Here is a 24,281-nt window from a genome sequence, read left to right on the forward strand (position 1 = left end):
CAAATGCGCAGAGTGTCCCGGATGGCGGCTTCGGCTGTCCGGCTGTGCGGGACGTGTCGGAGGGGGAAGATCCGTATGGGCCCGGCAAGAAGGCCCGTATGGACCTGAAGTACAGGGGTGAGCGTGTGTGTCACAGTGCCCAGAGTGGGGCGGGGGAAACCGCCCCACAGGGGACAGCACTGAATTGACGGTACTTCAGGACTGCTTGAGGCGGAACCAGTAGAAACCGTGCCCGGCGAGCGTGAGCAGATACGGCCACTGCCCGATCGGCGGGAACTCCACCCCGCCGATCAGCTCCACCGGCTTCGCCCCGTCGAAGCGGCGCAGGTCCAGCTCGGTCGGCTGGGCGAACCGGGAGAAGTTGTTCACGCACAGCACCAGATCGGCGTCCATGCCCTCCTCGGGAGCGGACTCGCGGAGGAAGGCGAGCACGGCCGGGTTGGACGAGGGCAGTTCGGTGTACGAGCCGAGCCCGAAGGCGCGGTTCTGCTTACGGATCTCGATCATCCGTTTCGTCCAGTGCAGCAGCGAGGACGGCGAGGCCATCCCCGCCTCCACGTTGGTCACCTGGTAGCCGTGCACCGGGTCCATGATGGCCGGCAGGTACAGCCGCCCCGGATCGCAGGACGAGAAGCCCGCGTTGCGGTCCGGGGTCCACTGCATCGGGGTGCGCACCCCGTCCCGGTCGCCGAGCCAGATGTTGTCGCCCATGCCGATCTCGTCGCCGTAGTACAGCACCGGCGAGCCCGGCAGCGAGAACAGCAGGGCGGTGAACAGCTCCATCTGTTTGCGGTCGTTGTCGAGCAGCGGGGCGAGCCGCCGCCGGATGCCGATGTTGGCGCGCATCCGGGGGTCCTTGGCGTACTCGGCGTACATGTAGTCGCGCTCTTCGTCCGTGACCATCTCGAGGGTGAGCTCGTCGTGGTTGCGCAGGAAGATGCCCCACTGGCAGCCGGAGGGGATCGCCGGGGTCTTCGCCAGGATCTCGGAGACCGGGTGGCGGGACTCGCGCCGCACGGCCATGAAGATCCGCGGCATCACCGGGAAGTGGAAGGCCATGTGGCACTCGTCGCCGCCCGAGCCGAAGTCGCCGAAGTAGTCCACGACGTCCTCCGGCCACTGGTTGGCCTCGGCGAGCAGCACCGTGTCCGGGTAGTGGTCGTCGATCTCCTTGCGGACCCGCTTGAGGAAGGCGTGGGTGGCGGGCAGGTTCTCGCAGTTGGTGCCCTCCTCCTGGTACAGGTACGGCACCGCGTCCAGCCGGAAGCCGTCGATGCCCAGGTCCAGCCAGAAGCGCAGCGCGGACAGGATCTCCTCCTGGACCGCCGGGTTCTCGTAGTTGAGGTCCGGCTGGTGGGAGAAGAAGCGGTGCCAGTAGTACTGCTTGCGGACCGGGTCGAAGGTCCAGTTGGAGGTCTCGGTGTCGACGAAGATGATCCGGGCGTCCGGGAACTGCTTGTCGTCGTCGGCCCAGACGTAGTAGTCCCCGTACGGGCCGTCCGGGTCGGAGCGCGACTCCTGGAACCACGGGTGGGCGTCACTGGTGTGGTTCATGACGAAGTCGATGATCACGCGCATCCCACGCTGGTGGGCCGCGTCCACGAACTCCACGAAGTCGGCCAGGTCGCCGAACTCGGGCAGCACGGAGGTGTAGTCGGCGACGTCGTAGCCGCCGTCCCGCAGCGGTGAGTTGAAGAACGGTGGCAGCCAGAGGCAGTCCACGCCCAGCCACTGGAGGTAGTCGAGGCGGGACGTGATGCCCCTCAGGTCGCCGACGCCGTCGCCGTTGCTGTCCTGGAAGGAGCGGACCAGGACCTCGTAGAAGACCGCCCGCTTGAACCACTCGGGATCGCGGTCCTTGGCGGGCGTGTCCTCGAAGGTGTCGGGGACGGGCTCGTTGACAGTCATGATGTGGGTGACCCTCCGGTCTGCGGGGACGGTCGCAGGACGAGTACGTGCGCGGGCGTGACACCCGGCTCTAGGCGCACGTAGTCGGACCTGCCCCAGTGATAGGTCTCGCCGGTGAGCTCGTCGCGCACCGGCACGGTCTCGTGCCAGGCGAGGCCGAGTTCCGGCATGTTCAACGAGACCGTGGCCTCCTGGGTGTGGTGGGGGTCGAGGTTGGCGACCACCAGGACGGTGTTCGGCCCCGAACGCTTGCTGTAGGCGATGACGGCGTCGTTGTCGGTGTGGTGGAAGGTCAGGTTGCGCAGCCGGCGCAGGGCCGGGTGGCGGCGCCTGATCCGGTTCAGCGTGGTGATCAGCGGCGCGATCGACGCGCCCGAGCGCTCCGCCGACTCCCAGTCGCGCGGCCGCAGTTGGTACTTCTCCGAGTCCAGGTACTCCTCGCTGCCGTCCCGCAGCGGGGTGTTCTCGCACAGCTCGTACCCGGCGTAGACGCCCCAGGTGGGGGAGAGGGTGGCGGCGAGCACCGCCCGCACCTCGAACGCGGGCCGGCCGCCGTGCTGGAGGTAGGCGTGCAGGATGTCGGGGGTGTTCACGAAGAGGTTCGGCCGCATGTGCGCGGCGGCCTCCCCGGAGAGCTCCGTCAGGTACTGCGTGATCTCCTCCTTGGTGTTGCGCCAGGTGAAGTACGTGTACGACTGCTGGAAGCCGATCGCGCCGAGGGTGTGCATCATCGCGGGCCGGGTGAACGCCTCCGCCAGGAAGATCACGTCCGGGTCGGTCCGGTTGATCTCGCCGATCACCCGCTCCCAGAACACCACCGGCTTGGTGTGCGGGTTGTCCACGCGGAAGATCCGCACCCCGTGGTCCATCCAGTGCCGCAGCACCCGGACGGTCTCGGCGACGATCCCGTCCATGTCCTTGTCGAACGCGATCGGGTAGATGTCCTGGTACTTCTTCGGCGGGTTCTCGGCGTACGCGATCGAGCCGTCCGGCCGGTGGGTGAACCACTCCGGGTGCTTCTCCACCCAGGGGTGGTCCGGCGAACACTGCAGCGCGAAGTCCAGGGCGATCTCCAGGCGCAGCTCACGGGCCCGGGCCACGAAGGCGTCGAAGTCCTCGATCGTGCCCAGGTCCGGGTGGACGGCGTCGTGCCCGCCCTCCGGCGAGCCGATGGCCCACGGCACGCCCACGTCCTGCGGGCTCGCCGACAGCGAGTTGTTCGGGCCCTTGCGGTGGGTGACGCCGATCGGGTGGATCGGAGGCAGGTAGACCACGTCGAAGCCCATCGCGGCGATCGCCGGCAGCCGCTCGGCCGCCGTGCGGAAGGTGCCCGGCACCGTCCGCCCCCGCACCTTCCGTACGCCCTCGGAGCGCGGGAAGAACTCGTACCAGGAACCGAACAGGGCCCGCTCCCGCTCCACCCGGAGCGGCAACCTGGGCGAGGCGCTGACCAGTTCGCGCAGCGGGTGGCGGGCCAGGGTCTCGAGGACCCGGGGCGCGAGCGCCGCCGCGAGCCGGACCGCGGCCGGCCGGGACTCGTCGCGCAGCGTGTCCGCGACGGCGAGCACGACCTCCCGGCCGCCGCCCTTCTTCGGCACGCCCTTGGCGGCCCGCTCGTGCAGCTCGGCGCCCTCGGCGAGCACGAGTTCGGAGTCGATCCCGGCGGGAATCTTGATCGTGGCGGTGTGCCGCCAGGTCGCCAGCGGGTCGCTCCACGCCTCGACCTGATAGGTCCACAGCCCCTCGGCGTCGGGGGTGACCTCGGCGCCCCACCGGTCGGTCCCGGGCGCCAGCTCCCTCATCGGGGTCCAGGGGCCTGGCCGGCCGGACGGGCCGCGCAGCACGACATTGGCGGCGACCGCGTCATGCCCCTCCCGGAAGACGGTGGCCGTGACCTCGAAGGTCTCGCCCACCACCGCCTTCGCGGGACGGCGGCCACAGTCGACCAGCGGGCGGACGTCCAGTACGGGAATACGTCCCATGAGCGGATTCACGGCATCACCTGACGGTTCGCGAGGGTGCGGGTGGTGTGCGCTCTTTCTAGCTCCGTCGACGGCCCGTGGGTCGCGGGCATCGCCGCTCCTGTGCGCGTTCACTCGAATGGCGGGTCTGAAGACATTCCGGAGGGGTACGGAAAGGAGCCTTCCCCCGGTTTTCGGGTGGGCAATCCGGCGCCTTGTTAACTACTAGGGCGTAGCCGCACCGACAAGAACACCTCCCGGACAAGAAACCGGCCCTGTCCTTGTGGGACAGGGCCGGTTCCCCCCGAGTCCGGTCCGTGGCCCCGGTTCCGGGAGGTCCTCCGAATGGCCTAACCGTGGCGGTCGCTCAGGCGGGCTGCCCCTCCGTGTCGTTCGACCACACCTGCCAGGGCTGACGGGTCACCCACTCCTCCACCGGCGCCGGCGAGACCGCCAGGGCCTCCGCCGACACCCCGTCGTCCCCGGCCATCAGCAGCGGATCGCCGCCGTCCGCCATGTAGTGGTAGATGCCGGCCACCCCGGCCGCCGTCTCCGGGCCGAGCAGCTGTGCGATCCCCCGTTCGAACAGTTCGGGCCGCAGTGGCACGTACCGCACCGCGCGCCCCAGACCCCGCCCGAACGCCGCCGCCAGATCCGCGCCCGTCAGCGACACCGACCCGCCGATGTCGAAGGTGCGCCCCTCCAGGCCCTCCCGGGTCAGCGCCGCGTACGCCGCCTCCGCCAGGTCCCGGTGCGAGATCCACGCGGTCGGCGCGGACGCCGGCAGTGGATAGGCGAGCACGCCCTCGTCGACCAGCCCCGGCCCGTTCCACGGCGAGAACAGGTTGTCCAGATACACCGGGGGCCGCAGGACCACTAGCGGCACCCCGCTGTCCCGCAGGATCTGTTCCGCGAGCCGCCGCGTCTCGAACGCCGGCACGGTCGTCACCCCCTGCGGCACCCGGGTGTTGGCGTTGAACACCAGCCGCCGCGTGCCCGCCTCGCGCGCCGCCCGCGCGATGTTCGCCGCGTACAGGCCGATCCGCTCCTCCTCGTACACCAGCGGCATCGTGACGACCGCGTGCGTCACCCCCTCGAACAGCCGCCGCACGTCCTGCGGGGCCGCGAGCTCACCCGCCACGAACTCCGCACCCGGCAGCGGCGGCCGGTCCCCCTCCGGGCGGCGCGTCAGGGTGCGGACCGCGTGCCGGTGCTCGGCGAGCAGCCGGGCCACGGCACCCCCCTGGAAACCGGTCGCCCCCACGACCGCCACCCGCATCGGATTCTGACTGGACATGTGTCGATGAGGCCCTTCGATAGGCTGTGACCGCTGCCGTTGTGGCCGCACTCCAGGCTGGTCGCGACGGCTTCGTCCGTTCAATTAACAAACAGGGGCGGAAGTTGAGGGATCGTCCATGGCCACCGTGGGAACCCAGGGCACTGACCGTCGTACCGACCGGATCGAGGCTGAGCGCGACGACCTCCTGAGCGAACTCCTCACACCGCTGCGCCTCACCGGCGTCTTCGACAGCCGCTGGCACGTCAGCGCCCCCTGGGCCATCGAGGGCGACGCCGAAGAGGGCTGCGCCGTCCTGCACTACATCGTCGAGGGCGGCTGCTGGATCACCGCCGCCGACCAGACCCCGATCGAGCTGCGCGCCGGCGACCTCATCGTCTTCCCCACCGGAGTCGCCCACCGGCTCTCCGACCGGCCCGAACGCAAGGGCCTGCCGCTCAAGGCCGTACTGCCCGAACGCACCCCCGGCACCTCCGGGGAGATCCGCATCGACGGCACCGGGGCCGAGAGCCGCCTGCTGTGCGCCGGACTCCACTACGACGCCAGCGCCGCCACCGGCCTCTACCGCGCGCTGCCCTGGGCCCTGGTCCTCGACGGCGCCCAGGTCGACCGCGAACCGCTGCTCCGCGACACCCTGCGGCTGCTCGCCTCCACCGACCGGCCGGTCGGCCCCGGGGACCGGCTCATCACCCTGCGCGCCTTCGAGATGGCCCTCGTCCTCGCCCTGCGCCCGCTGCTGCGGGAGCTCGCCGACAACCCCGACTCCCTGCCCGTCCTGCGCCACCCCGGCATCAGCCGCGCCCTCGTGGTGATAGCCACCCGGTTCGCCGAACCCTGGACCATCGACTCCCTGGCCCGCGAGGTCGGCATGTCCCGCTCCGCCTTCACCGCCGCCTTCCGCGACCTCGTCGGCGAGTCCCCGGCCCGCCACCTCACCGGCCGCCGCATGCAGGAGGCCGCCCGGCTCCTCACCGAGACCACCCTGCCCCAGTCCTGCGTCCCGGAACGGGTCGGCTACCAGAGCGCGGTCGGCTTCCACCTCGCCTTCCGCAAGTGGTTCGGGCGGACACCGGGCGAGTACCGGGCGGGGGAGGAACGGGCGGCCTGACGGAGGGAGCCGCGTCCGGCGGCGAACCGCCGGACGCCTCCCGGGCCGCCGCACCGGCATCGAAGGAACATACGTATTGAGTCCCCGCCACCGCGTCTGACACCATCCCCACCTTCGGTGCGCGACGAGGCCACCGCCGATCCGGGGGGATCGCAGTACGTGAAGAGACCTGCCCACAGGGGACATCCCTCGACTCTTGCCGCCGCCCTGGCTCTTGCCCTGGCCGTTGCCTGGGGATCGGCATCCCCTGCCGCCGCCCATCGCGACGGCTGCCATCGATGGCACTCCTGCCCGTCCGACACCGGGTCGTACGTGTGCGGCGACCTCGGATACTTCACCTACTGCGGGTACGACTCGCTGCCCGGGGCGGACGAGGGCAGCCGGCGGGGATCCGGCTCAGGCGACTCGGAGGAGTACGACGTCGAGCCGCCCGACGCCCCCACCGTCACGAAGCCAGGGACGGGCGCGGGCGGAAAGGTGACGGTATCGGTCACCGCCGAGCGCGGTTCGCGAATAGAGGTGCGCGACGCGAACGACGCCGTGGTGGCCAAGGCGGCGGCCACCGGATCCGCTCAGCGGATCTCCTTCACCGCGGAAGACGGTGATCACACGTACTCCGTGGTGGCTGTCGACCCGGCGGGCAACAGCAGTGTGCCCAGCGCCGAGTTCACCCTCACCACGGACGCCACGAAGCCGACGGCCCACACGCTGGCCGCGGCTCCCGCCGATCGCGCGACCGCTGCCGTCTCCGTCTCGTTCACCGCTGAGCACGGCACCGTCTACGACATCCGGGTCGCCGGCCGGAAGGACCGGCTGACCGGGACCGTCGCGGCCGGCGGGACGGTGCGCGAGGAGCTGTGGCTGCCGAACGGCCGGCACAGCATCACGGCCACCGTCCGCGACTCCGCCGGCAACGCGACGGTTCTCACCCAGCAGGCGGTCGTCGACCTCCACGACTTCCGGCCCGTCGTCACCCACGACGCCGCCTACCGGACCCGGACTCCGGTGCTGCGGGTGACCGGGCCACGCGGCGGCAAGGGCACGCTCACGGTGGGGGGCGCCCGCCATGACATCGTTCTCGACACCTACGGGAGGGCCGACGTTCCCGTCTCACTGATCGACGGGAACCACCTGGCTCAGGTCGCGCTTGCCGACCCCTTCGGCCGTCGCGGTGCCGCGCGGTCGAAGGCGTTCACCGTGGACACGGCTCCGCCGCCGCTCGCGCTCACGTACGACGCCGACCGGGCGCGCTACGGCGACGCGGTGGTCAGGATCACCGGCGAGAAGGGAGCCAGGGTGCTCGTCGAGAGCCCTGGTGCACCGCCCCGGCGGGCCATCCTCACCGGTGTGCCGGAAGACGTCCTGTTGCAGATGCGGCCGGGCAGGCACGTGGTGACGGTCACCGCGACGGACCGCGTCGGCAACACCACCCGTCAGACCATCGGTCTCGACGTCTCCGACGAGTGGACGGCCGGTGAGATCCAGCGCCTGGTCCTCTGGTGTCTCGGCGTCCTCGCTCTTGTTGCCGTCACCGGAGTGCTGCTGTGGCGCCGTCGTCGCGCCATCGTCGTCCGTTACGCCCGTTGGCGTGAGGCGGCGCGGGTCGCGGCCGAGGAACGTGCCGTGCGTGCCCGGGCAGAGGGAACGCGGAGGGCGAGGGAGGCGTACGAACGCGATCTCTCCGGATGGCGTCGGGAACGCGACCGGCTCAGGCAGCTCCGTGACCTGGCGGTGAACCAGTCGGCCGAGGAGTACGCCCACGGTGACTTCCGCTGGGGGCGGCGCAAGGCGGGTGAGAAGGTGCTCTTGGTCTGCACCGCTTCCCTGGTGGAGGTGCGCACTCGCCAGGGAGTTCACTTCACCGACCGTACCGAAAGCGGCGAGATAGCCGTCACGAACCTGCGGGTGCTGTTCCAGGGGATCACCAAGCGGCGCGAGTGGGAGTACGGGAAGTGGCTCCGTCACGACCACGACGCCGCAGCGAGCCAGACCCTGATCACGGTCGCCAACCGCCAGCGGACATCCGGAGTGGCGTATCCGCCCGTCGAAGCGGAGCGGGTCCGGCTGGTCATCGACGTCGCGCTGGCGCGGGCGCGGGGAGAGCATCCCGACGAGGTCGAGCGGATACGTGGCCGGCTGGCCGAGCACGAGCGGCGCAGGCCCGTGGAACCGGCCGAGGCACAAGGGGGACGGCCGTAGTCGGAGCCGGAAGGACCTCGGAGGCGCTGGCCGGTTCTTAAGGAGCCCTGGACGGACGTTCATTGCTCCCGGGGGTCCGGCCCGTGGAGGCTCGAGGGCGGCACGGCCGCGGCGTCCCCCCGAGCACCGCTCCCGCGGCACCCCCGTGGCACCCCGAGGAGAGGCGACGAACCGGTGACGAGGTCCGGGCAGGAGTATCTGGAGGCGTTACGCGACGGGCGCGAGATCTGGCTCGACGGAGAACGCGTCAAGGACGTCACCACCCACCCCGCCTTCCGCTCCGCGGCGGCCTCCTTCGCCCGGCTCCACGACCTCGCCGCCGATCCGGCGCTGCGTCCCGTCCTGGTCAAGGGCGGGGTGCACCGGGCGTACGCCGTGCCCCGGTCCTACGAGGACCTGGTCGCCCGCCGTCGCGCGTACAAGGTGGCGGCCGAGGCGAGTTACGGCTTCCTCGGCCGTACCCCCGACCACATGGCCTCCGGCGCGGCCGGCTTCGCCGCCCTGCCCGCAGCCTTCACGGGGGAGTCCTTCGACGGCGCCGAGAACGCCCTCGCCTTCCACCGCAGGCTCGCCGAGCGAGACCTGCACTGCGCCTTCACGCTGACCGACCCCGCGGGGGAGGCCGTCCGGGTCGTCGGGGAACGCGACGGCGGCATCGTCGTGCGCGGCGCCAAGACCGTCGGCACCGGCGCCGTCTTCGCCGACGAGATCCTCGTCGGCACCATCGAACCCCTCGCCGCCGACGACACCGAACACGCCGTCGCCTTCTCCCTGCCGCTCGACACCCCCGGCCTCACCCTGATCTCCCGCACCTCCTACGAACAGCGGGCCCGCTCCGTCTTCGACCAGCCGCTGTCCGCGCGCTACGACGAGAACGACGCGCTCCTCGTCTGCCGGGACGTCTTCGTGCCCTGGGAACGGGTGCTCACCTACCGGGACCCGGTCACCACCGCCGCCATGTGGTGGCGGACCCCCGCCTACCTGAACTTCACGCACCAGTCGGCGACGCGCTTCTGGACCAAGCTGGAGTTCCTGACCGGCCTCGCGATCCTCGTCACCCGCTCCAACGGCACCGAGAAGCTGCCCGCCGTCACCCAGGCCCTCGGCCGGCTGCTCGGCATGGTCGCCCAGGCCAAGGCCTTCGTCCTGGCCGCCGAGGCCTCCTGGGAGGAGGTCGACGGAGGCCGCGGCGGCGTACGGCCCGGACAGGAGATCTCCTTCGCCCAGCGGATCATGGCCGGCGAGCTCTATCCGCGGGCCGTCCAGGACATCAAGCTGCTCGCGGGCGGCGCGCTCCTGGCGCTGCCGGCCAGCGGCCGCGACCTGCTCCACCCCGAACTCGGCCCGCTCGTAGGTCAGTACGTCCGCACCGCGGGCGACCCGGCCGAGGACCGGATCAAACTCCTCAAGCTCGCCTGGGACGCCCTCGGCTCCGAGTTCGCCGGCCGGCACGAGCAGTACGAGCGCTTCTACCAGGGCGCCCCGCATGTCTACCTGACCATGCAGACCGGCGCCGGCGCCGCCGAGGACTGCGAGGCGCTGGCCCGCGCCTGCCTCGACGGCTACGACCTGGGGACGAGCCGGTGAGCAGCCCCACCGCGACCCGGGGCGCGCTCCCGGTCCTCGCCGCCGTCCAACTGCTGCTGATCATGGACACGGCGATCGTCAACGTCGCCCTGCCGTCGATCGGCGCCGCCCTAGGCTCCGGCTCCGCGGGCCTCTCCTGGGTCGCCAACGCGTATCTGATCACCTTCGGCGGGCTGCTGCTGCTCGGCGGGCGCGCCGCCGACCTGCTCGGTCACCGCAGGATCCTCCTCGCCGGCCTCGGCCTCCTGGCCGCCGCCTCCACGGCCGGCGCGCTCGCCCCGAACCCGGCCGCCCTGGTCGCCGCCCGGGCCGCCCAGGGCGTCGGCGCCGCCCTCGCCGCGGCCGCCGCCTTCGCCCTGCTGCTCGTCCTCTTCCCCGACGGGCCCGGCCGCCACCGGGCGCTCGGCGTCTTCGCCGCGACCGGCGGCCTCGGCGGCGTCCTCGGCACCACCCTCGGCGGCACCCTCACCGCCCTCCTCGGCTGGCGCTCCACCTTCTGGCTGAACCTCCTGGCGGCGACGGCCCTGGCCGTCCTCACGACCCGGCTGCTCCCGGCGGCCACCGGCCCCGGCGCCGAGACCGGCGGATTCCGTCGCTTCGACCTCGCCGGGGCGCTCACCGTCACCGCCGGGCTCGGGCTCCTCGCGTACGCGCTCGTCGGCTCGGGGCAGAACGGGTGGCTCTCCCCCGTCACGCTGGTGGCGGGGGGCTGCGGGCTCGGGCTGCTCGCGATCTTCGGGGCGGTCGAACGGCGGGCCGTCGCGCCGCTCGTGCCGCCCGGGGTGTGGCGCAGGGCCGCGCAGCGGCGGGCCATCCTGCTGGCCGCGCTCGCGCAGACCGCGCTGTTCCCGATGTTCTTCCTGGTCAGCCTCTACCTTCAGCGGGTGCTCGGGCACGGCCCCCTCGGCGGCGGGCTCGGGCTGCTGCCGCTGTCCCTGGTCGTCGTGGCCGTCGCCCCGCAGACCGGGCGGCTGATCTCCCGGCTCGGCCTCACCCGCACCATGACCGCCGGTTTCGTCCTCCTCGCCGCCGGCACGCTCTGGCTCGGGCTCGCGCTCACCCCCGACGGCGGCTTCGCCGGCACCGTGCTCGCCCCCACCCTGCTCCTGGGCGCCGCGCTGCCGCTCGTCATGGTCACCACCAACGTCGCCGCGACCGCCGGCGCCGCGCCCGAGGAGACCGGCCTCGCGTCCGGACTCGTCAACACCGGGCAGCAGTTCGGCTCGGTGCTCGGACTCGCCGTCCTCGTCGCCGTCGCCACCGCCGTCACCGGTACCCCCGGAACCCCCACCCCCGCCGCCGAGACCGGTGGCTTCCGTGCCGCGCTCCTCGTGGGCGCGGCCTTCGCAGCCGTTGCCGCGCTCCTGTCCGCACGGCCGCGTCCGCCCGCCCCCGCCACGGCGCCACCGCGCCGGGACCGGGTGGGCGACCCGCGCTGACCGCTGCCCCGAGCGGTCCGGCGTCTCCCCGACACCTCTCCTACCTCTCCCGAGGGGGCTCCCCGTGACGCTGTACGACCTCGTCGTGCCCGGACTCGACGAACGAACCGACCCGCGCTACCGGATGGCCGACATCCGCGCCGCCGATCCGCTCGGCGCGGACGCGGTCCTCGCCGCCCTGCCCGCCATGAACGCCGACGCCGACACCCCGGCCCTCACCGTCGCCCTGCGCGCCCTCGTCCCCGACCTCGACCGCGCCGCCGAGTGGAGCGTCGTCGACGCCCTCGCCGCCATGCGGGACCTCGGCATCCTGCTCGGCTCGCTGAAACGTCACGGCGTGCAGCCCGTCGCCGCCGTCCCCGAGGTGTTACCCGTCCTGGAACTCATCGGCCGCCGCACCGACATGGTGCCCCGCGACACCGTCCACCACTACACGGCCTGGAACCCGGCCGGCCGCCGCCGGCGCACGTACACCGGCCACCCCATGGAGGCCCACCTCCAGGAAGCCGTCCGGATGGTCTTCCCCGGACTCGTCGCCGCCCTCGACAGCTGCGCCCGCGTCGCCCGCCTCGAACCGTACGACCCCGGCTTCGCCCTCGCCCTCGACCGCACCGCCCAGCACGTCCAGTCGATCGTCGACGCCATCGACCTCACCGTCGCCCATGTCTCCCCCGAGTACTTCGCCCGCACCCTGCGGCCCTACTTCGAGGAGATCGACATCGACGGGCGCGCCTACCTCGGCCCCGCCGCCGCCCAGATACCGCTCTGGCTGATCGACCTGACCCTCTGGCAGTGCGACCGCTCCGACCCCGCCTACGGCGCCTTCCTCGCCGACTCCCTCCCGTACGCCCTGCCGGCCTGGCGCGACTTCCACGCCCGGCACGGCGGCGGCGTGTCCGCCGTCAGCAAGCTGTCCGCCGCCGTCAGCTGGGAGAGCGGCCGGCACCTGCCCCCGCAGCTCGCCGCCTCCGCGCACTCGCTCGCCCGCGTCCTGCGCCTCCTGAAGTCCTTCCGGGCCCGGCACGTCACCCTCGCCCGCAAGGCGTACGCCGAGGACCTGCGCCGCTACGACGAGGGCAGCGGCGGCGCCCCGGTCAGCCTGCTCCGCACGATCCTCGACCTCACCCGCGCCAACGAGACGCTGGTGCGCCGCGCCGTCGCCTGAGCCCCCGACCGACCCCGGAGAACCCCATGACCCCCCACAGCCCCCACACCCCGCACATCGTGATCGCCGGCGGCGGCATCGCCGGGCTCACCGCCGCACTCGCCCTGCACGCCGCCGGTTTCGCGCGGATCACCGTCGTCGAGGCGGCCCGCGAGACCCGGCCGGGCGGCGCCGGACTCAACCTCATGCCGGGCGCCGTCCGCGAACTCGACGCGCTCGGCCTGCTCGCCGCCCTGGAGTCCGGCGCCGCCCTGCGCACCCGCGAACTGCGCTACTACCACCGCTCCGGCGGGCTGATCTCCCGCGAACCGCGCGGCCTGGGCGCCGGATACCGCTGGCCCCAGCTCTCCCTGCACCGCGCCCACCTCCAGCGGGTGCTCGCCGACGCCGTCCGCGAGCGCCTCGGTCCGACCGCCGTCCTGTCCGGCGTACGGGTCACCGGCGTGGACGTCCGGCCCGACGGGCGGCCCCGGCTGCGGCTCGCCCACCGCGACGGCATCGGGCGCGGCGGCCGGGCCTCGCTCGAACCCGACGTGCTCATCGGCGCCGACGGCATACGCTCCGCCGTCCGCGCCGCCCTCAACCCCGGCGAGGGCCGGCCCCCGTGGAACGGCATGGTGATCTGGCGCGGAGTCTCCCGGATGCCCGCCGCGGCCGCCGCCCGCTTCATGCTCATCGCCGGCGACGACCGGCAGAAGGCCGTCGTCTACCCCATGAGCCGCCCCACCGGCGGACGCGTCCTGGTCAACTGGGCGCTGGCCCGGCCCGCCGACGGCCCGCCCGACGCGCACGCCCTCGGCGACTGGAACCGCGAGGCCGACGTCGACACCTTCCTGCACCACTACGAGGGCTGGGAGTTCGACGGCGTCCGGGTAACCGACGTGCTGCGCGCCGCCGACACCGCCCACGCCTATCCGATGGTCGACCGCGAACCCCTCGACCGCTGGAGCCACGGCCGCACCACCCTCATCGGCGACGCCGCCCACGCCATGTACCCCGTCGGTTCCAACGGGGCCAGCCAGGCGGTCGTCGACGCCCGCGCCCTCGCCCACGCCCTGGCCGTCCACCCCGACCCGGCCGAGGCGCTGCGCGCGTACGAGGCGCACCGGCGGCCCGTCACCACCGCCCTCCAGCACGCGGGCCGGCGGCAGGGCCCCGAGGTCGTCATCGACCTGGTGCACCGGCGCGCGCCGCACGGCTTCACCGACGTCCACCAGGTGATCCCCGCAGAGGAACTGGCCGCCGTCGCCGCCCGTTACGCCGCCACCGGAGCCTTCGACCCGGCCACCGTGAACCAGGGCTCCCCCTACGAAGCGCCCTGCCGCCCCGCACGCGCCGTGGTGGCCGGCGCGCCCGTGGCCTAGGCTCCGGGACGGAACCGCGGACGCACAGCGTGGTGCTTCCGCTCCGGTCCGTCACGGCCTGCGAAGGTGGAACACGTGAAGGCTATCCGTCGATTCACCGTGCGTCCCGTCCTCCCCGACACCCTTCGACCCCTCGCCGACCTGGCGCGCAACCTGCGCTGGTCCTGGCACGAACCCACCCGCGAACTCTTCGAGACCGTCGATCCCGAGGTGCTGCGCGCCGCCGACGGCGACCCCGTCCGCGCGCTCGGCGCCATCGACGCCGGGCGGCTCGCCGCGCTCGCCGCCGACCAGGACTTCCTGGCCCGGCTGCGGGACGCGGCCGAGGACCTCGACCGCTATCTGACCGAACCCCGCTGGTACCAGCGGCAGCCCGGCGAGCCACCGGCCGCGATCGCCTACTTCTCGCCCGAGTTCGGCGTCACCGCCGCGCTGCCGCAGTACTCCGGCGGCCTCGGCATCCTCGCCGGCGACCACCTCAAGGCGGCCAGCGACCTCGGCGTCCCGCTCGTCGGCGTCGGACTGCTCTACCGCCACGGCTACTTCCGCCAGTCCCTCTCCCGCGACGGCTGGCAGCAGGAGCGCTATCCGGTGCTCGACCCCGGCGAGCTCCCCGTCGCCCTGCTCCGCGAGCCCGACGGCACCCCCGCCCGGGTCACCCTCGCCCTGCCCGGCGGGCGGAGCCTGCACGCCCACATCTGGACCGCGCAGGTGGGCCGGGTGCCGCTGCTCATGCTCGACTCCGACGTCGAGGAGAACGCCCCGAGCGAACGCGGGGTCACCGACCGGCTCTACGGCGGCGGCAGCGAGCACCGGCTCCTGCAGGAGATGCTGCTCGGCATCGGCGGTGTCCGCGCCGTCCGCGCGTACACCCGGCTCACCGGCGGCCCGGCGCCCGAGGTCTTCCACACCAACGAGGGCCACGCCGGCTTCCTCGGCCTCGAACGCATCCGCGAACTCGGGAACCAGGGGGTCGACTTCGACGCCGCCCTGGAGATCGTGCGGGCCGGCACCGTGTTCACCACCCACACCCCGGTGCCCGCCGGCATCGACCGCTTCGACCGGACCCTGGTCGCCCGCCACCTCGGCGAGGACGGCGCGCTGCCCGGCGTCGACACCGGACGGATCCTCGCCCTCGGCGACGAGACCGCGCTCGGCGGCGAACCCGGACTCTTCAACATGGCCGCCATGGGCCTCCGGCTCGCCCGGCGTGCCAACGGCGTGTCCACCCTCCACGGTTCGGTCAGCCGTGCCATGTTCGCCGGCCTGTGGCCGGGCTTCGACCCCGAGGAGCTGCCGCTCACCTCGATCACCAACGGCGTCCACGCCCCCACCTGGACGGCCCCCGAGGTGGCCCGCCTCGGACCCGAGGCCGGCGACCGGGAGCTGTGGGAGCTGCGCCGCACCCTGCGCGAACGGCTCGTGGCGGACGTGCGGCGGCGGGTGCGGGAGTCCTGGCGGCAGCGCGGCGCCGGGGCCGCCGAACTGGGCTGGACCGACGGCATCCTCGACCCCGACGTGCTCACCATCGGCTTCGCCCGCCGGGTCCCCTCGTACAAGCGGCTGACACTGATGCTGCGCGACAAGGACCGCCTGCGGGCCCTGCTGCTGCACCCCGAGCGGCCCGTGCAGCTGGTCGTCGCCGGCAAGGCGCACCCGGCCGACGACGGCGGGAAGAAGCTGGTGCAGGAGCTGGTCCGGTTCGCCGACGACCCGCGGGTGCGGCACCGGATCGTCTTCCTGCCCGACTACGGGATGGGCATGGCCCGCGGGCTCTACCCCGGCTGCGACGTGTGGCTGAACAACCCGCTGCGGCCCCTGGAGGCCTGCGGCACGAGCGGGATGAAGGCCGCGCTCAACGGCTGCCTCAACCTGTCCGTCCTGGACGGCTGGTGGGACGAGTGGTTCGAGCCGGACTTCGGCTGGGCGATCCCCACCGCCGACGGGGCCGCCGGCCTCGACGAGGACCGCAGGGACGACCTGGAGGCCGCCGCGCTGTACGAGCTGATCGAGCACCGGGTCGCGCCCCGCTTCTACGACCGCGGCCCGGACGGGGTGCCGGCCCGCTGGACCGCGATGGTCCGGCGCACCCTCGCCGACCTCGGCCCGAAGGTGCACGCCGACCGGATGGTCCGGGAGTACGTGGAGCGGCTCTACGCCCCCGCCGCCGCCGAGCACCGGGCGCTCGCCCCGGACACGGCGCGGGCGCTCGCCGCCTGGAAGACCCGGGTGCGCGCGGCCTGGCCGAAGGTGTCCGTGGACCACGTGGAGGTCGGTGACGACCTGGAGGGGGCGGACGCGGAGCTGGGGGCGACACCGGCCGTCCGGGTCCGGGTGGCGCTGGGCGAGCTGAGCCCCGAGGACGTCGAGGTGCAGGCCGTGACGGGCCGGGTGGACGCCGACGACCGGCTTCGCGACGCCCGGACGAGTGTGCTCAAGCCGGCGGGCGGCCCGGACCTGGAGGGCCGCATCCCGTACGCGGGCGTGCTCTCGCTGGACCGCACCGGCCCGTTCGGCTGCACGGTCCGGGTGCTGCCCGCCCATCCGGCGCTGGCGCACCCGGCGGAGCTGGGGCTCGTGGCGCTGCCGGCGGAGACGAAGGGGGAGGGGGCGGGGCTGCTGATGCGCTGACGGGCGGCCGTCGGCCTCGCCCACCGACCGGGCTCAGCCCACCTCCGCCTTGTCGGCCAGCCGCCCGTCCGCCCAGCACAGCCGGTAGACCGGGACCGTCGCCAGCATGAGCGAGCGGTAGTACAGGCACTCGTCCATGCCGGGCGGCTCGGCCGGGGCGCGCTGTGGGGCGCCGTCGAGCGGGCTGTCGGGGAGATAGGGGGCGACCTCGGCGCGGGTCCACCCGAGCTCGATGCGGGCGTAGTCCTCCGGCTCCAGATACGACCGGTGCTGGGTGTACAGGGCGACACCCGCCATCAGCAGCCCGAGCCCGGTGAGCAGCGCCGGCGGGATCCAGATCGCCCGTGCGAGGCCCCGCCGCACCTGCCGGCGCGCCAGGTCCAGCTCCCGCGCGGACCGGGGCGCGGCGGCGGGCCGCGGGGCGGGCGGGCGCAGCGGCAGTGCGGCGGACAGGGCGAACCCGCCCCCACCGGTGGTCCCGTGGGTGAGGGAGCCGCCCGCGAGCCGCACCCGCTCGTCGAGCCCGACCAGACCGGTCCCACCGGACGCGGCCGGGGAGGCGGCCCCCGAAGCCGTCCCCGGCCCGTTCACCACCCGTACCCGCACGGCGCCCGCGTCCCGCTCGACGGCCACCGTCACCGCCGCGCCCGGCGCGTGCCTGGCCGCGTTCGTCAGGCCCTCCTGCACCACCCGGTGCAGCGCGCGGGCGGCCATCTCCGGCAGGGGTTCCGCCGCACCCCCGCCCTCGGCGAAGGCGACGGAGAGGCCGGAGTCCCGGGCGCGTTCGACCAGGGCGGCGACCGTCTCGTCCGGCGGGGCGACCGACGGCTCCTCGCCGTCCTCGCGGAGCACGCCGAGGATGTCCCGCAGCCGGGCCGTGGCGTCACCCGCCGCCCGCCGCAGCTCGCCCGCCGCCTCCCGCTGGGCCGCGCCGAGCGTCGGGTCGAGCTCCAGCGCGCCCGCCCGCAGGGCGAGCAGGGCCAGCTCGTGGCCGAGGGAGTCGTGCATGTCGCCCGCGATCCGGGACCGCTCGCGCAGCCGCTCCCGGTCGGCGACCGCCGCCTGCTCGCGTTCCATCCGGTCGGCCAGCTCCCAGCCGCTGCGCACCAGCCGGTCGTACTGGCGCGCGTAACGCCCGATCAGCCAGGGGGCGACGACGGCGAGGGCGAGCGAGAGGAGCAGCGCGAACCAGTGCACCAGCGCCCTGCCCGTGACGAGGACCAGGGCGAGCCCCGCCACCGGCACCGTCGCGAACAGCCACAGCGCCGGCCGGGTCCGCTCCCCGCGGCGCCCGGCGAGACAGCCGAAGGCGATCAGGGCGACGACGTACGAGGGCGTGAACAGCTCGGGCCCGAAGGCCAGGGAGACCCCGATCGTGATCGCGAGCGGCGCCACCGGCCACCGCCGGGCGAGCGCCACGCACACCGCCGCGAGGACCACGCCCACGGCCACCCGGGTCCACGAGCCGCCGTCGTGCGGGTCGGAGGTGAGCAGGAGGGGCACGCACAGCAGCAGCCAGAGCAGCGCGTCGAGGGTCCGCCGCCGGGCCCGCTCACGCATCGGGGACCAGCCCCGCCTCGTACGCGAGCACCGCCAGCTGCACCCGGTTGCGCAGCCCGATCCGTCCCAGGACCGCGCTGACATGGGCCTTGACGGTGGCCTCGACCACGTACAGGCGCGCGGCGATCTCCTGGTTGGACAGGCCCGCGCCGACCAGGGCCACCACCTCCCGCTCCCGCCCGGTCAGCGGGGCGAGCCGGGCCCGCGCGTCGGCGGCCCGGGTGAAGCGGGCGCCGCCGAGGGTGTCGATGACCCGGCGGGCGACGACGGGCGAGAGGAACGCGGCGCCCTCCGCCACCGCCCGCACGCCCGCGACCAGTTCGCGCGGATCGCCGGACTTCAGCAGGAAACCGCTGACCCCGCTGCCCAGCGCCCGCTCGATGTAGGCGTCCTCCGAGAAGGTGGTGAGCACCACGACCGCCGCCCCGGGCACCACCCGCCGCAGCTCCTCGGCGGCGCCGAGCCCGTCGAGTCCGGGCATACGGATGTCCAGGAGGACGACGTCGGGCCGGTGCAGGAGGGCGAGCTCGACCGCCTCGTGCCCGTCGCCCGCCTCGGCGACCACCTCGATCCCCGGGTCGGTGGCGAGGATCGCCCGCACCCCGGCCCTGATCATCGTCTCGTCGTCGGCAAGCAGGACCCTGATCATCGGACCAGCCTACGCAGACGCGCGGGCGCCCGGAGGGAACGTTCCCTCCGGGCGCCCGTGATCCTGCTCCCGCGGTTACGGGAAGGTCAGCTTGAAGCTGTTGATGTAGCCGGTGTCGATCGAGGCCTTGTCCTGGACGCGGAGCTTCCAGGTGCCGTTGGCGACCTCGGTGGAGGCGTTGACCGTGTAGGTCTGGACGATGTTGTCGGCGCTGCCGCCCGACCGGTTGTGCAGGTTGTAGACCGAGCCGTCGGGAGCGATCAGGTCGACGACCAGGTCACCCTTGTAGGTGTGGACGATGTCCACGCCGACGGCCAGGTTGGTGGGGGCGTTGCCCGTGACGCCGGAGACGGTCACGGAGGAGGTCACCGCGGCGCCGTTGTCCGGGATGGAGACGTCGGCGTCGTTGGTGAAGACCTTGCCGGTGCCCGGGTCGCCGCCGCCGGGGCGGGAGCCGACGTTGATGCCGGCCCAGGCGTGCTCGACGGCCTTCACCTCGGCGCTGCCCGCGCCGTACAGCTCGGTCGCCACCGCGACGGTGCCCGTGCGGGCGCCGGCGTAGTTGGTGTTCGAGTTGAACTTGGTGGTGAGCGCCTTGAACCAGATCAGCGAGGCCTTGTCACGGCCGATGCCGGTGACGGGCAGGCCGTCGGAGGTCGGCGAGTCGTAGGTGACGCCGTTGACGGTCTTGGTGCCGCTGCCCTCGGAGAGCAGGTAGTACCAGTGGTTCGCCGGGCCCGAGGAGTAGTGGACGTCGATCGAGCCGATGCCGGAGTACCAGTAGTCCTTGGACGAGCCGTCCTTGCTCGGCTTGTCCATGTAGCGCAGCGGGGTGCCGTTGCCGCGGATGTCGATCTTCTCGCCGACCAGGTAGTCGCCCTTGTCGGTGGCGTTGTTGGCGTAGAACTCGACGGCCGCCGCGAAGATGTCGGAGGTCGCCTCGTTCAGGCCGCCGGACTCGCCGCTGTAGACCAGGCCCGCCGTGTTGGAGGTGAGGCCGTGCGTCATCTCGTGCGCGGCCACGTCGATGGAGGTCAGCGGCTTGGCGTTGTTCGCGCCGTCGCCGTACGTCATGCAGAAGCAGGAGTCGGACCAGAAGGCGTTGACGTACGCGTTGCCGTAGTGGACCCGGGAGTACGCGCCGACGCCGTCACCGCGGATGCCGGAGCGGCCGTGCACGTTCTTGTAGTAGTCCCAGGTGAGCGCGGCGCCGTAGTGCGCGTCGGCACCCGCGGTCTCCAGGTTCGACGGCAGGCCGTTGCCCCAGACGTCGGTGCTGTTGGTGAACAGCGTGCCGGTGCCGGAGGTGCCCCGGTTGAGGTTGTACGTCTTGTGGTTGCCGCGGGTCGTGTCCGTCAGCGTGTACGACGGGGCGGTGCCCAGGGTGACCTGGCCGCTGTACTGGGTGTTGCCGGTGCCGGTGTGGACACCCTCCCACTCGTACAGCTTCGCGCCGGTCTTGGCGTCGGTGACGACGTGCAGCTCGCTCGGGGTGCCGTCGTGCTGGATGCCGCCGACGACCGTCTCGTAGGCGAGGACGGGGGTGCCGTTCGCCGCCCACACGACCTTGCGGGGGGCGCGCTCGGCCTTGGTCTCCTTGGAGCCCTCGGCGTTCGCGAGGCCGACGGCCTGCTTCTCGGCGGCGGCCGGGGCGATGGTCGCCGCGGCGGTGTCCACCTTGGTGATGTCGGCGCGGGTGGCCTTGGCGACGGAGGTGGTGGCGCCGGCCTTGGTCTCGGCGACGATCAGGTCACCGCCGAGGACGGGGAGCCCCGCGAAGGTGCGCTCGTAGCGCGTGTGGGTCGTGCCGTCGCGGTCCTGGACGACGTCGCGGACGACCAGCTTCTCCTGGGCGCCGAGGCCGAGCTCCTTGGCCGTCGCGGCGGTGTCCGCCTGGGCGGCGCGGATCAGCGCGGCGCGCTGGGCCGGGGAGAGGTCGGCCGGCAGCTTGCCCGGGTTCGCCTGGGCGGCGGCCTGCGCCTTGGGGGCGACGGCCGCACCGCCGTCGGCCGTGGCGGTGCCGGTCTGGACGGTCACGGCGACCATGGCGGCGGCAGCGATCAGAGCGCCGGTCGCGGTGGCGCGACGGCTGGGCGTGGATCTCACGCAGACTCCTTTTGCGAGGGGGGTACCGGGGGCTGGGTGGGGCCGCCCGGGCGGAGCAAGCAGAGCTGTGGAGCATGAGCACATACGGATGAACACGTACGGGTGATGCGGTGAACATCGATGCGAAGAGCCGGGGAGAGAGTGGCAGTTGGCGACCCCGGCTGTCAGGACCGCGTCAACAACTTGGCCGGAAATCGTCCGTTGCCCGTACGTCGCCGTCCGCCCAGCGGACGCGCCCGGGCGGCACCGGGAGATCCTGTCCCGGTGCCGCCCGGGCGGTGGAGGATCACTTCAGGTACGGGCCGTCGGCGCCGATCCTTCCGGGGCCGCCGAGCACGTAGACCCGCAGGTTGCCCTTGCCGGGGGCCGCGACGGTGAGGCTGCCGTTCGTCACCGTCCTCGTGTCGCCGGTGACCGCGTCGACGTACGTCCCGTTCGGGACGCCGCCGAAGGTGGCCCCGCCGCTGACCGTGACCAGCGCGAAGCTGTCGGTGCCGCCCTCGGTGTAGCGCCGCTTGAAGGCCATGCCGCCGCTGACGCCCTCCGTGGAGTACTGGCCCATCTGCAGGGCGGGCACCGCCCTGCGGATCTGGTTCAGCCGCTGGAGGTGCTTCACCAGGGGCTTGTCCAGGGTCGTCGCCACCGTGCCGCTGGCGGAGGCCACGCGGGAGAAGCCGGCGGCGGTGACCTGGCCGGCCAGGTGGTTGCCGAAGTAGGCGCGGCCGGTGGTGGCCAGCGGACAGCTCGGCCCGCAGTCGATCCTCTTCCCGGCCTGGAACTCGATCTCGGAGCCGTAGTACAGGGTCGGGATCCCGCGGAAAGTCCACATCAGGGACATGTTCTCGGCCCAGGCGTCGGTGCCGCCCGCGTAGCGCTCGCTGCTCTTGTCGGGGCCGTAGTCGTGGCTGTCGACGTAGACCACGTTGTACGTGGCGTCGTTGACGCTGTCGTCGGAGTCCTTGCCGTTCCAGAAGGCGTTCTGCGCGTCGCCGAAGTTCATGTGCATGCGCATGTCGATGATGTGCATGCCGGAGAAGCGCGAGTGGTCGGGCGCGTGGTACGCGTTGCCCCGCAGGACGGCGTTGTCGCCGGTGGGCTGGCCGGACGGGCCGAGCTGCTGCTCGTACGCGTACATCTCCAGGCTCGCCCTCGCGTCGTCGGCGTCGTACTCCTGGCGCTCCTTCCAGGTGTAGAACTGCGCGGAATGGTTGACCGAGCCGCGGTTCCACTTGTCGTTCACGAAGGCGGCGACCTCGCCGAAGACGAAGAAGTTCCGCGCCGCCTCGGCGCCGTGGCGCTGGGCCACCCGCTCCTGGATGGCGGGCAGGAAGCGGCGGTTCCAGGTGGTGCGCGGGATGTGGACGGCGGTGTCCACGCGGAAGCCGTCGACGCCCATGTCGATGTACTTGTTGTACGCGCCGATCAGATGGCTCTGCACCCGCGCGTTCTCGGTGTCGAGGTCCGCGAGGTCCTCGTGCAGCCAGCAGGAACGGGCGTCCTCGCCCTCCCAGTTGCCGATCCAGCACTGGTGGAAGAGTGCCTTCGGGAACATGCCGGAGGTGGGGGAGGGCCACTGGCAGTTGTGGATCGTGTAGCCCTCGGGGCTCCTGCCGCCCGTCGGCCTGCCCCAGTTCAGACAGGTGTTGCCGGCGGGCTCGGCCGTGGACCACAGGTCGCCGTTGTAGTACGACCTGCCGCTCTTGGCGTCGACGGTCAGGCCGTCGTACTCGAAGCCGGTCTGCCTCTCGTCGTAGTACCAGCTCCACTGGGAGTCGCGCACGCCGTACACGGTCGGCACGAACAGGCCCTTGGCGCCCCAGCGGGAGGAGTGGTTGTAGACCACGTCCTGGTAGATCTTCATGCCCTTGGCGTGGGCGGCGTCGATCAGGTCCTGGTACGAGGCGCCCGCGGACTCCAGACGGGGGTCGACCCGGTAGAAGTCCCAGCCGTGGTAGCCGTGGTAGTCGTAGTCCGAGCGGTTCAGCACCACCGGGGTGATCCAGACGGCGGAGAAGCCGAGCGCCTTGATGTAGTCGAGCTTCTCGACCAGTCCCTTGAAGTCGCCCCGGAACATCGGGTCGCCGTTCGCCGCGTTGCCGGACTTCACGTGCTGGCTCCCGCCCCGGTTGTTGGCGGGGTCGCCGTCGTGGAAGCGGGCCGTCAGGACGAAGTAGATCGGGTCCTTGCGCGGGTCGGTGCCCAGCGGCTTCCCGGGCGCGGGACCGGCCGGCTTCGCGCCGGTGGTGGCCTGCGCCGGGGTGGAGGCGGCGGAGACGTTCCCGGCCGCGTCCACGGCCCGCACGGTGTAGGTGTACGTGGTGTGCTCGGCCAGGCCGGTGTCGGTGTGGACGGTCGAGCCGACGCTGGTGACGACGCTTCCGCCGCTGCCGTCGGTGCGGGTCACCTGGTAGCCGGTGACGCCCGTCGCGTCGGTGGACGGCTGCCAGCCCACGACGACGGAGACGCCGTCGGCCCTCGCGGTGAGCCCGGTCGGCGCGGTGGGGGCCGTGGTGTCGGGCGCGGTGGCCGCGCAGGGGTCCTGGGCCCGCGCGGTGACGGTCCGGTTCCGCACCGTGCTGGTGCCGGCGGGGATCGTGTAGTCGGCGCCGTTGTTGTTGTCCCAGGTGCCGTTGCCGTTGTTGAACGCGGCCCGCAGGGAGCCGGCCGAGCCGAGGCCCACGGTCTGCTTCCACCAGCCGGGACACGCGGCCTGCATCCCGATGCCGGGGACGGTCGTCCAAGGGCCGCCGGCCGGGGCGTAGTGGAGGTTGGCCGTCGACCAGCCGAGCGCCTCGGTCGAGTAGTACACCGTGGCGGAGTTCGGTGCGGGGGCGGGGGTGTCGGACCCCGCACAGGGGTCGGAGTGCGCGACGACGCCGTCCTTGACGGTGATGTTCCCGGTGCCGAGGGCGTAGTTCGCGCCGCCGTTGTTGTCCCAGGTGCCGCCGCCGTTCGTGAAGGTGGCCCGCAGGCCGCTCGAGGAGCCCAGGTCGACGGTCTTCTTGACCCAGTCGGCGCAGGCCGCCTCCATGGCCACCCCGGGGACGGTGGTCCAGGATCCGCCGTCGGGGGCGAAGTGGAGGTGGTACGCGGACCAGTCGCGGGTCTTCGTGGAGTAGAAGACGGTCGCGGTGTTGCCGGCCGTCGTCGTGGCGGTGGCGGTGGCGGTCGAGGCGTGCGCCGGGACCGGGCTCAGCAGTGTGCCGGTGACGGCGGCGACGGCCAGGAGCCGTGGCAGCCGTCGGGTGGGACCGCGTCTCATGGGGGACTCCCTTGCGGAGCTCAACAAGCAAGAATCGGCGGAAAG

At 72.8% G+C, this 24,281-nt stretch carries 14 protein-coding genes; 7 read left to right on the forward strand and 7 right to left on the reverse strand.

Annotated elements, in window-relative coordinates:
• Positions 1–195: 195 nt before the first annotated feature.
• The 3 genes from treS to ACFY7C_RS23615 form a co-directional block, all read right to left on the reverse strand.
• A complete protein-coding gene (gene treS, locus ACFY7C_RS23605; RefSeq protein WP_389653917.1) occupies positions 196–1,908 on the reverse strand; it encodes a maltose alpha-D-glucosyltransferase in 1,713 nt (570 codons plus the stop codon).
• Complete coding sequence (locus ACFY7C_RS23610; protein WP_389653919.1) at positions 1,905–3,890, reverse strand: alpha-1,4-glucan--maltose-1-phosphate maltosyltransferase; 1,986 nt, start codon at positions 3,888–3,890, stop codon at positions 1,905–1,907. The genes treS and ACFY7C_RS23610 overlap by 4 nt, the downstream gene beginning before the upstream one ends.
• Positions 3,891–4,236: 346 nt before the next feature.
• A complete protein-coding gene (locus tag ACFY7C_RS23615; RefSeq protein WP_389653921.1) occupies positions 4,237–5,166 on the reverse strand; it encodes an SDR family oxidoreductase in 930 nt (309 codons plus the stop codon).
• A gap of 118 nt (positions 5,167–5,284) precedes the next feature.
• Here ACFY7C_RS23615 and ACFY7C_RS23620 point away from each other — a divergent pair, with 118 nt between their 5' ends.
• From ACFY7C_RS23620 to glgP, 7 genes are all read left to right on the forward strand, one after another.
• Positions 5,285–6,274, forward strand: a complete 990-nt coding sequence (locus tag ACFY7C_RS23620) for an AraC family transcriptional regulator (protein ID WP_389653923.1) — start codon at positions 5,285–5,287, stop codon at positions 6,272–6,274.
• 312 nt (positions 6,275–6,586) lie between these two features.
• Entirely contained in the window at positions 6,587–8,473 is a 1,887-nt protein-coding gene (locus tag ACFY7C_RS23625) for a hypothetical protein (protein ID WP_389653925.1), read from the forward strand.
• Positions 8,474–8,647: 174 nt separating this feature from the next.
• Positions 8,648–10,060, forward strand: a complete 1,413-nt coding sequence (locus ACFY7C_RS23630) for a 4-hydroxyphenylacetate 3-hydroxylase family protein (RefSeq protein WP_389653927.1) — start codon at positions 8,648–8,650, stop codon at positions 10,058–10,060.
• Complete coding sequence (locus ACFY7C_RS23635; RefSeq protein WP_389653929.1) at positions 10,057–11,499, forward strand: MFS transporter; 1,443 nt, start codon at positions 10,057–10,059, stop codon at positions 11,497–11,499. The genes ACFY7C_RS23630 and ACFY7C_RS23635 overlap by 4 nt, the downstream gene beginning before the upstream one ends.
• 64 nt (positions 11,500–11,563) lie before the next feature.
• On the forward strand, positions 11,564–12,664 hold the full coding sequence (locus tag ACFY7C_RS23640; protein WP_389653931.1) for a monodechloroaminopyrrolnitrin synthase PrnB family protein: 1,101 nt from the start codon (positions 11,564–11,566) through the stop codon (positions 12,662–12,664).
• 26 nt (positions 12,665–12,690) lie between these two features.
• Positions 12,691–14,028 carry an FAD-dependent monooxygenase gene (locus tag ACFY7C_RS23645; RefSeq protein WP_389653933.1) on the forward strand — a complete coding sequence of 446 codons (1,338 nt, stop codon included), beginning with the start codon at positions 12,691–12,693 and terminating at the stop codon, positions 14,026–14,028.
• Between the two features lie 75 nt (positions 14,029–14,103).
• The gene (gene glgP / locus ACFY7C_RS23650; RefSeq protein ID WP_389653935.1) at positions 14,104–16,659 is read left to right on the forward strand and encodes an alpha-glucan family phosphorylase; all 2,556 of its coding nucleotides are present in this window, start codon (positions 14,104–14,106) and stop codon (positions 16,657–16,659) included.
• Between the two features lie 33 nt (positions 16,660–16,692).
• Here glgP and ACFY7C_RS23655 read toward each other — a convergent pair whose 3' ends face one another.
• The 4 genes from ACFY7C_RS23655 to ACFY7C_RS23670 form a co-directional block, all read right to left on the reverse strand.
• Positions 16,693–18,219: a sensor histidine kinase gene (locus ACFY7C_RS23655; RefSeq protein WP_389653937.1), complete on the reverse strand. Its 1,527-nt coding sequence runs from the start codon at positions 18,217–18,219 to the stop codon at positions 16,693–16,695.
• Complete coding sequence (locus ACFY7C_RS23660) at positions 18,212–18,868, reverse strand: response regulator (RefSeq protein WP_389653939.1); 657 nt, start codon at positions 18,866–18,868, stop codon at positions 18,212–18,214. The genes ACFY7C_RS23655 and ACFY7C_RS23660 overlap by 8 nt, the downstream gene beginning before the upstream one ends.
• Before the next feature lie 75 nt (positions 18,869–18,943).
• Positions 18,944–20,974, reverse strand: coding sequence for a M4 family metallopeptidase (locus ACFY7C_RS23665; protein WP_389653941.1), 2,031 nt, complete (start codon positions 20,972–20,974; stop codon positions 18,944–18,946).
• Between the two features lie 286 nt (positions 20,975–21,260).
• On the reverse strand, positions 21,261–24,236 hold the full coding sequence (locus tag ACFY7C_RS23670) for a carbohydrate binding domain-containing protein (RefSeq protein WP_389653943.1): 2,976 nt from the start codon (positions 24,234–24,236) through the stop codon (positions 21,261–21,263).
• Positions 24,237–24,281: the final 45 nt, after the last annotated feature.

Origin of the sequence: Streptomyces sp. NPDC012769 (assembly GCF_042901205.1) — a bacterium.
In the GTDB taxonomy this organism is placed as follows: Bacteria; Actinomycetota; Actinomycetes; order Streptomycetales; family Streptomycetaceae; genus Streptomyces.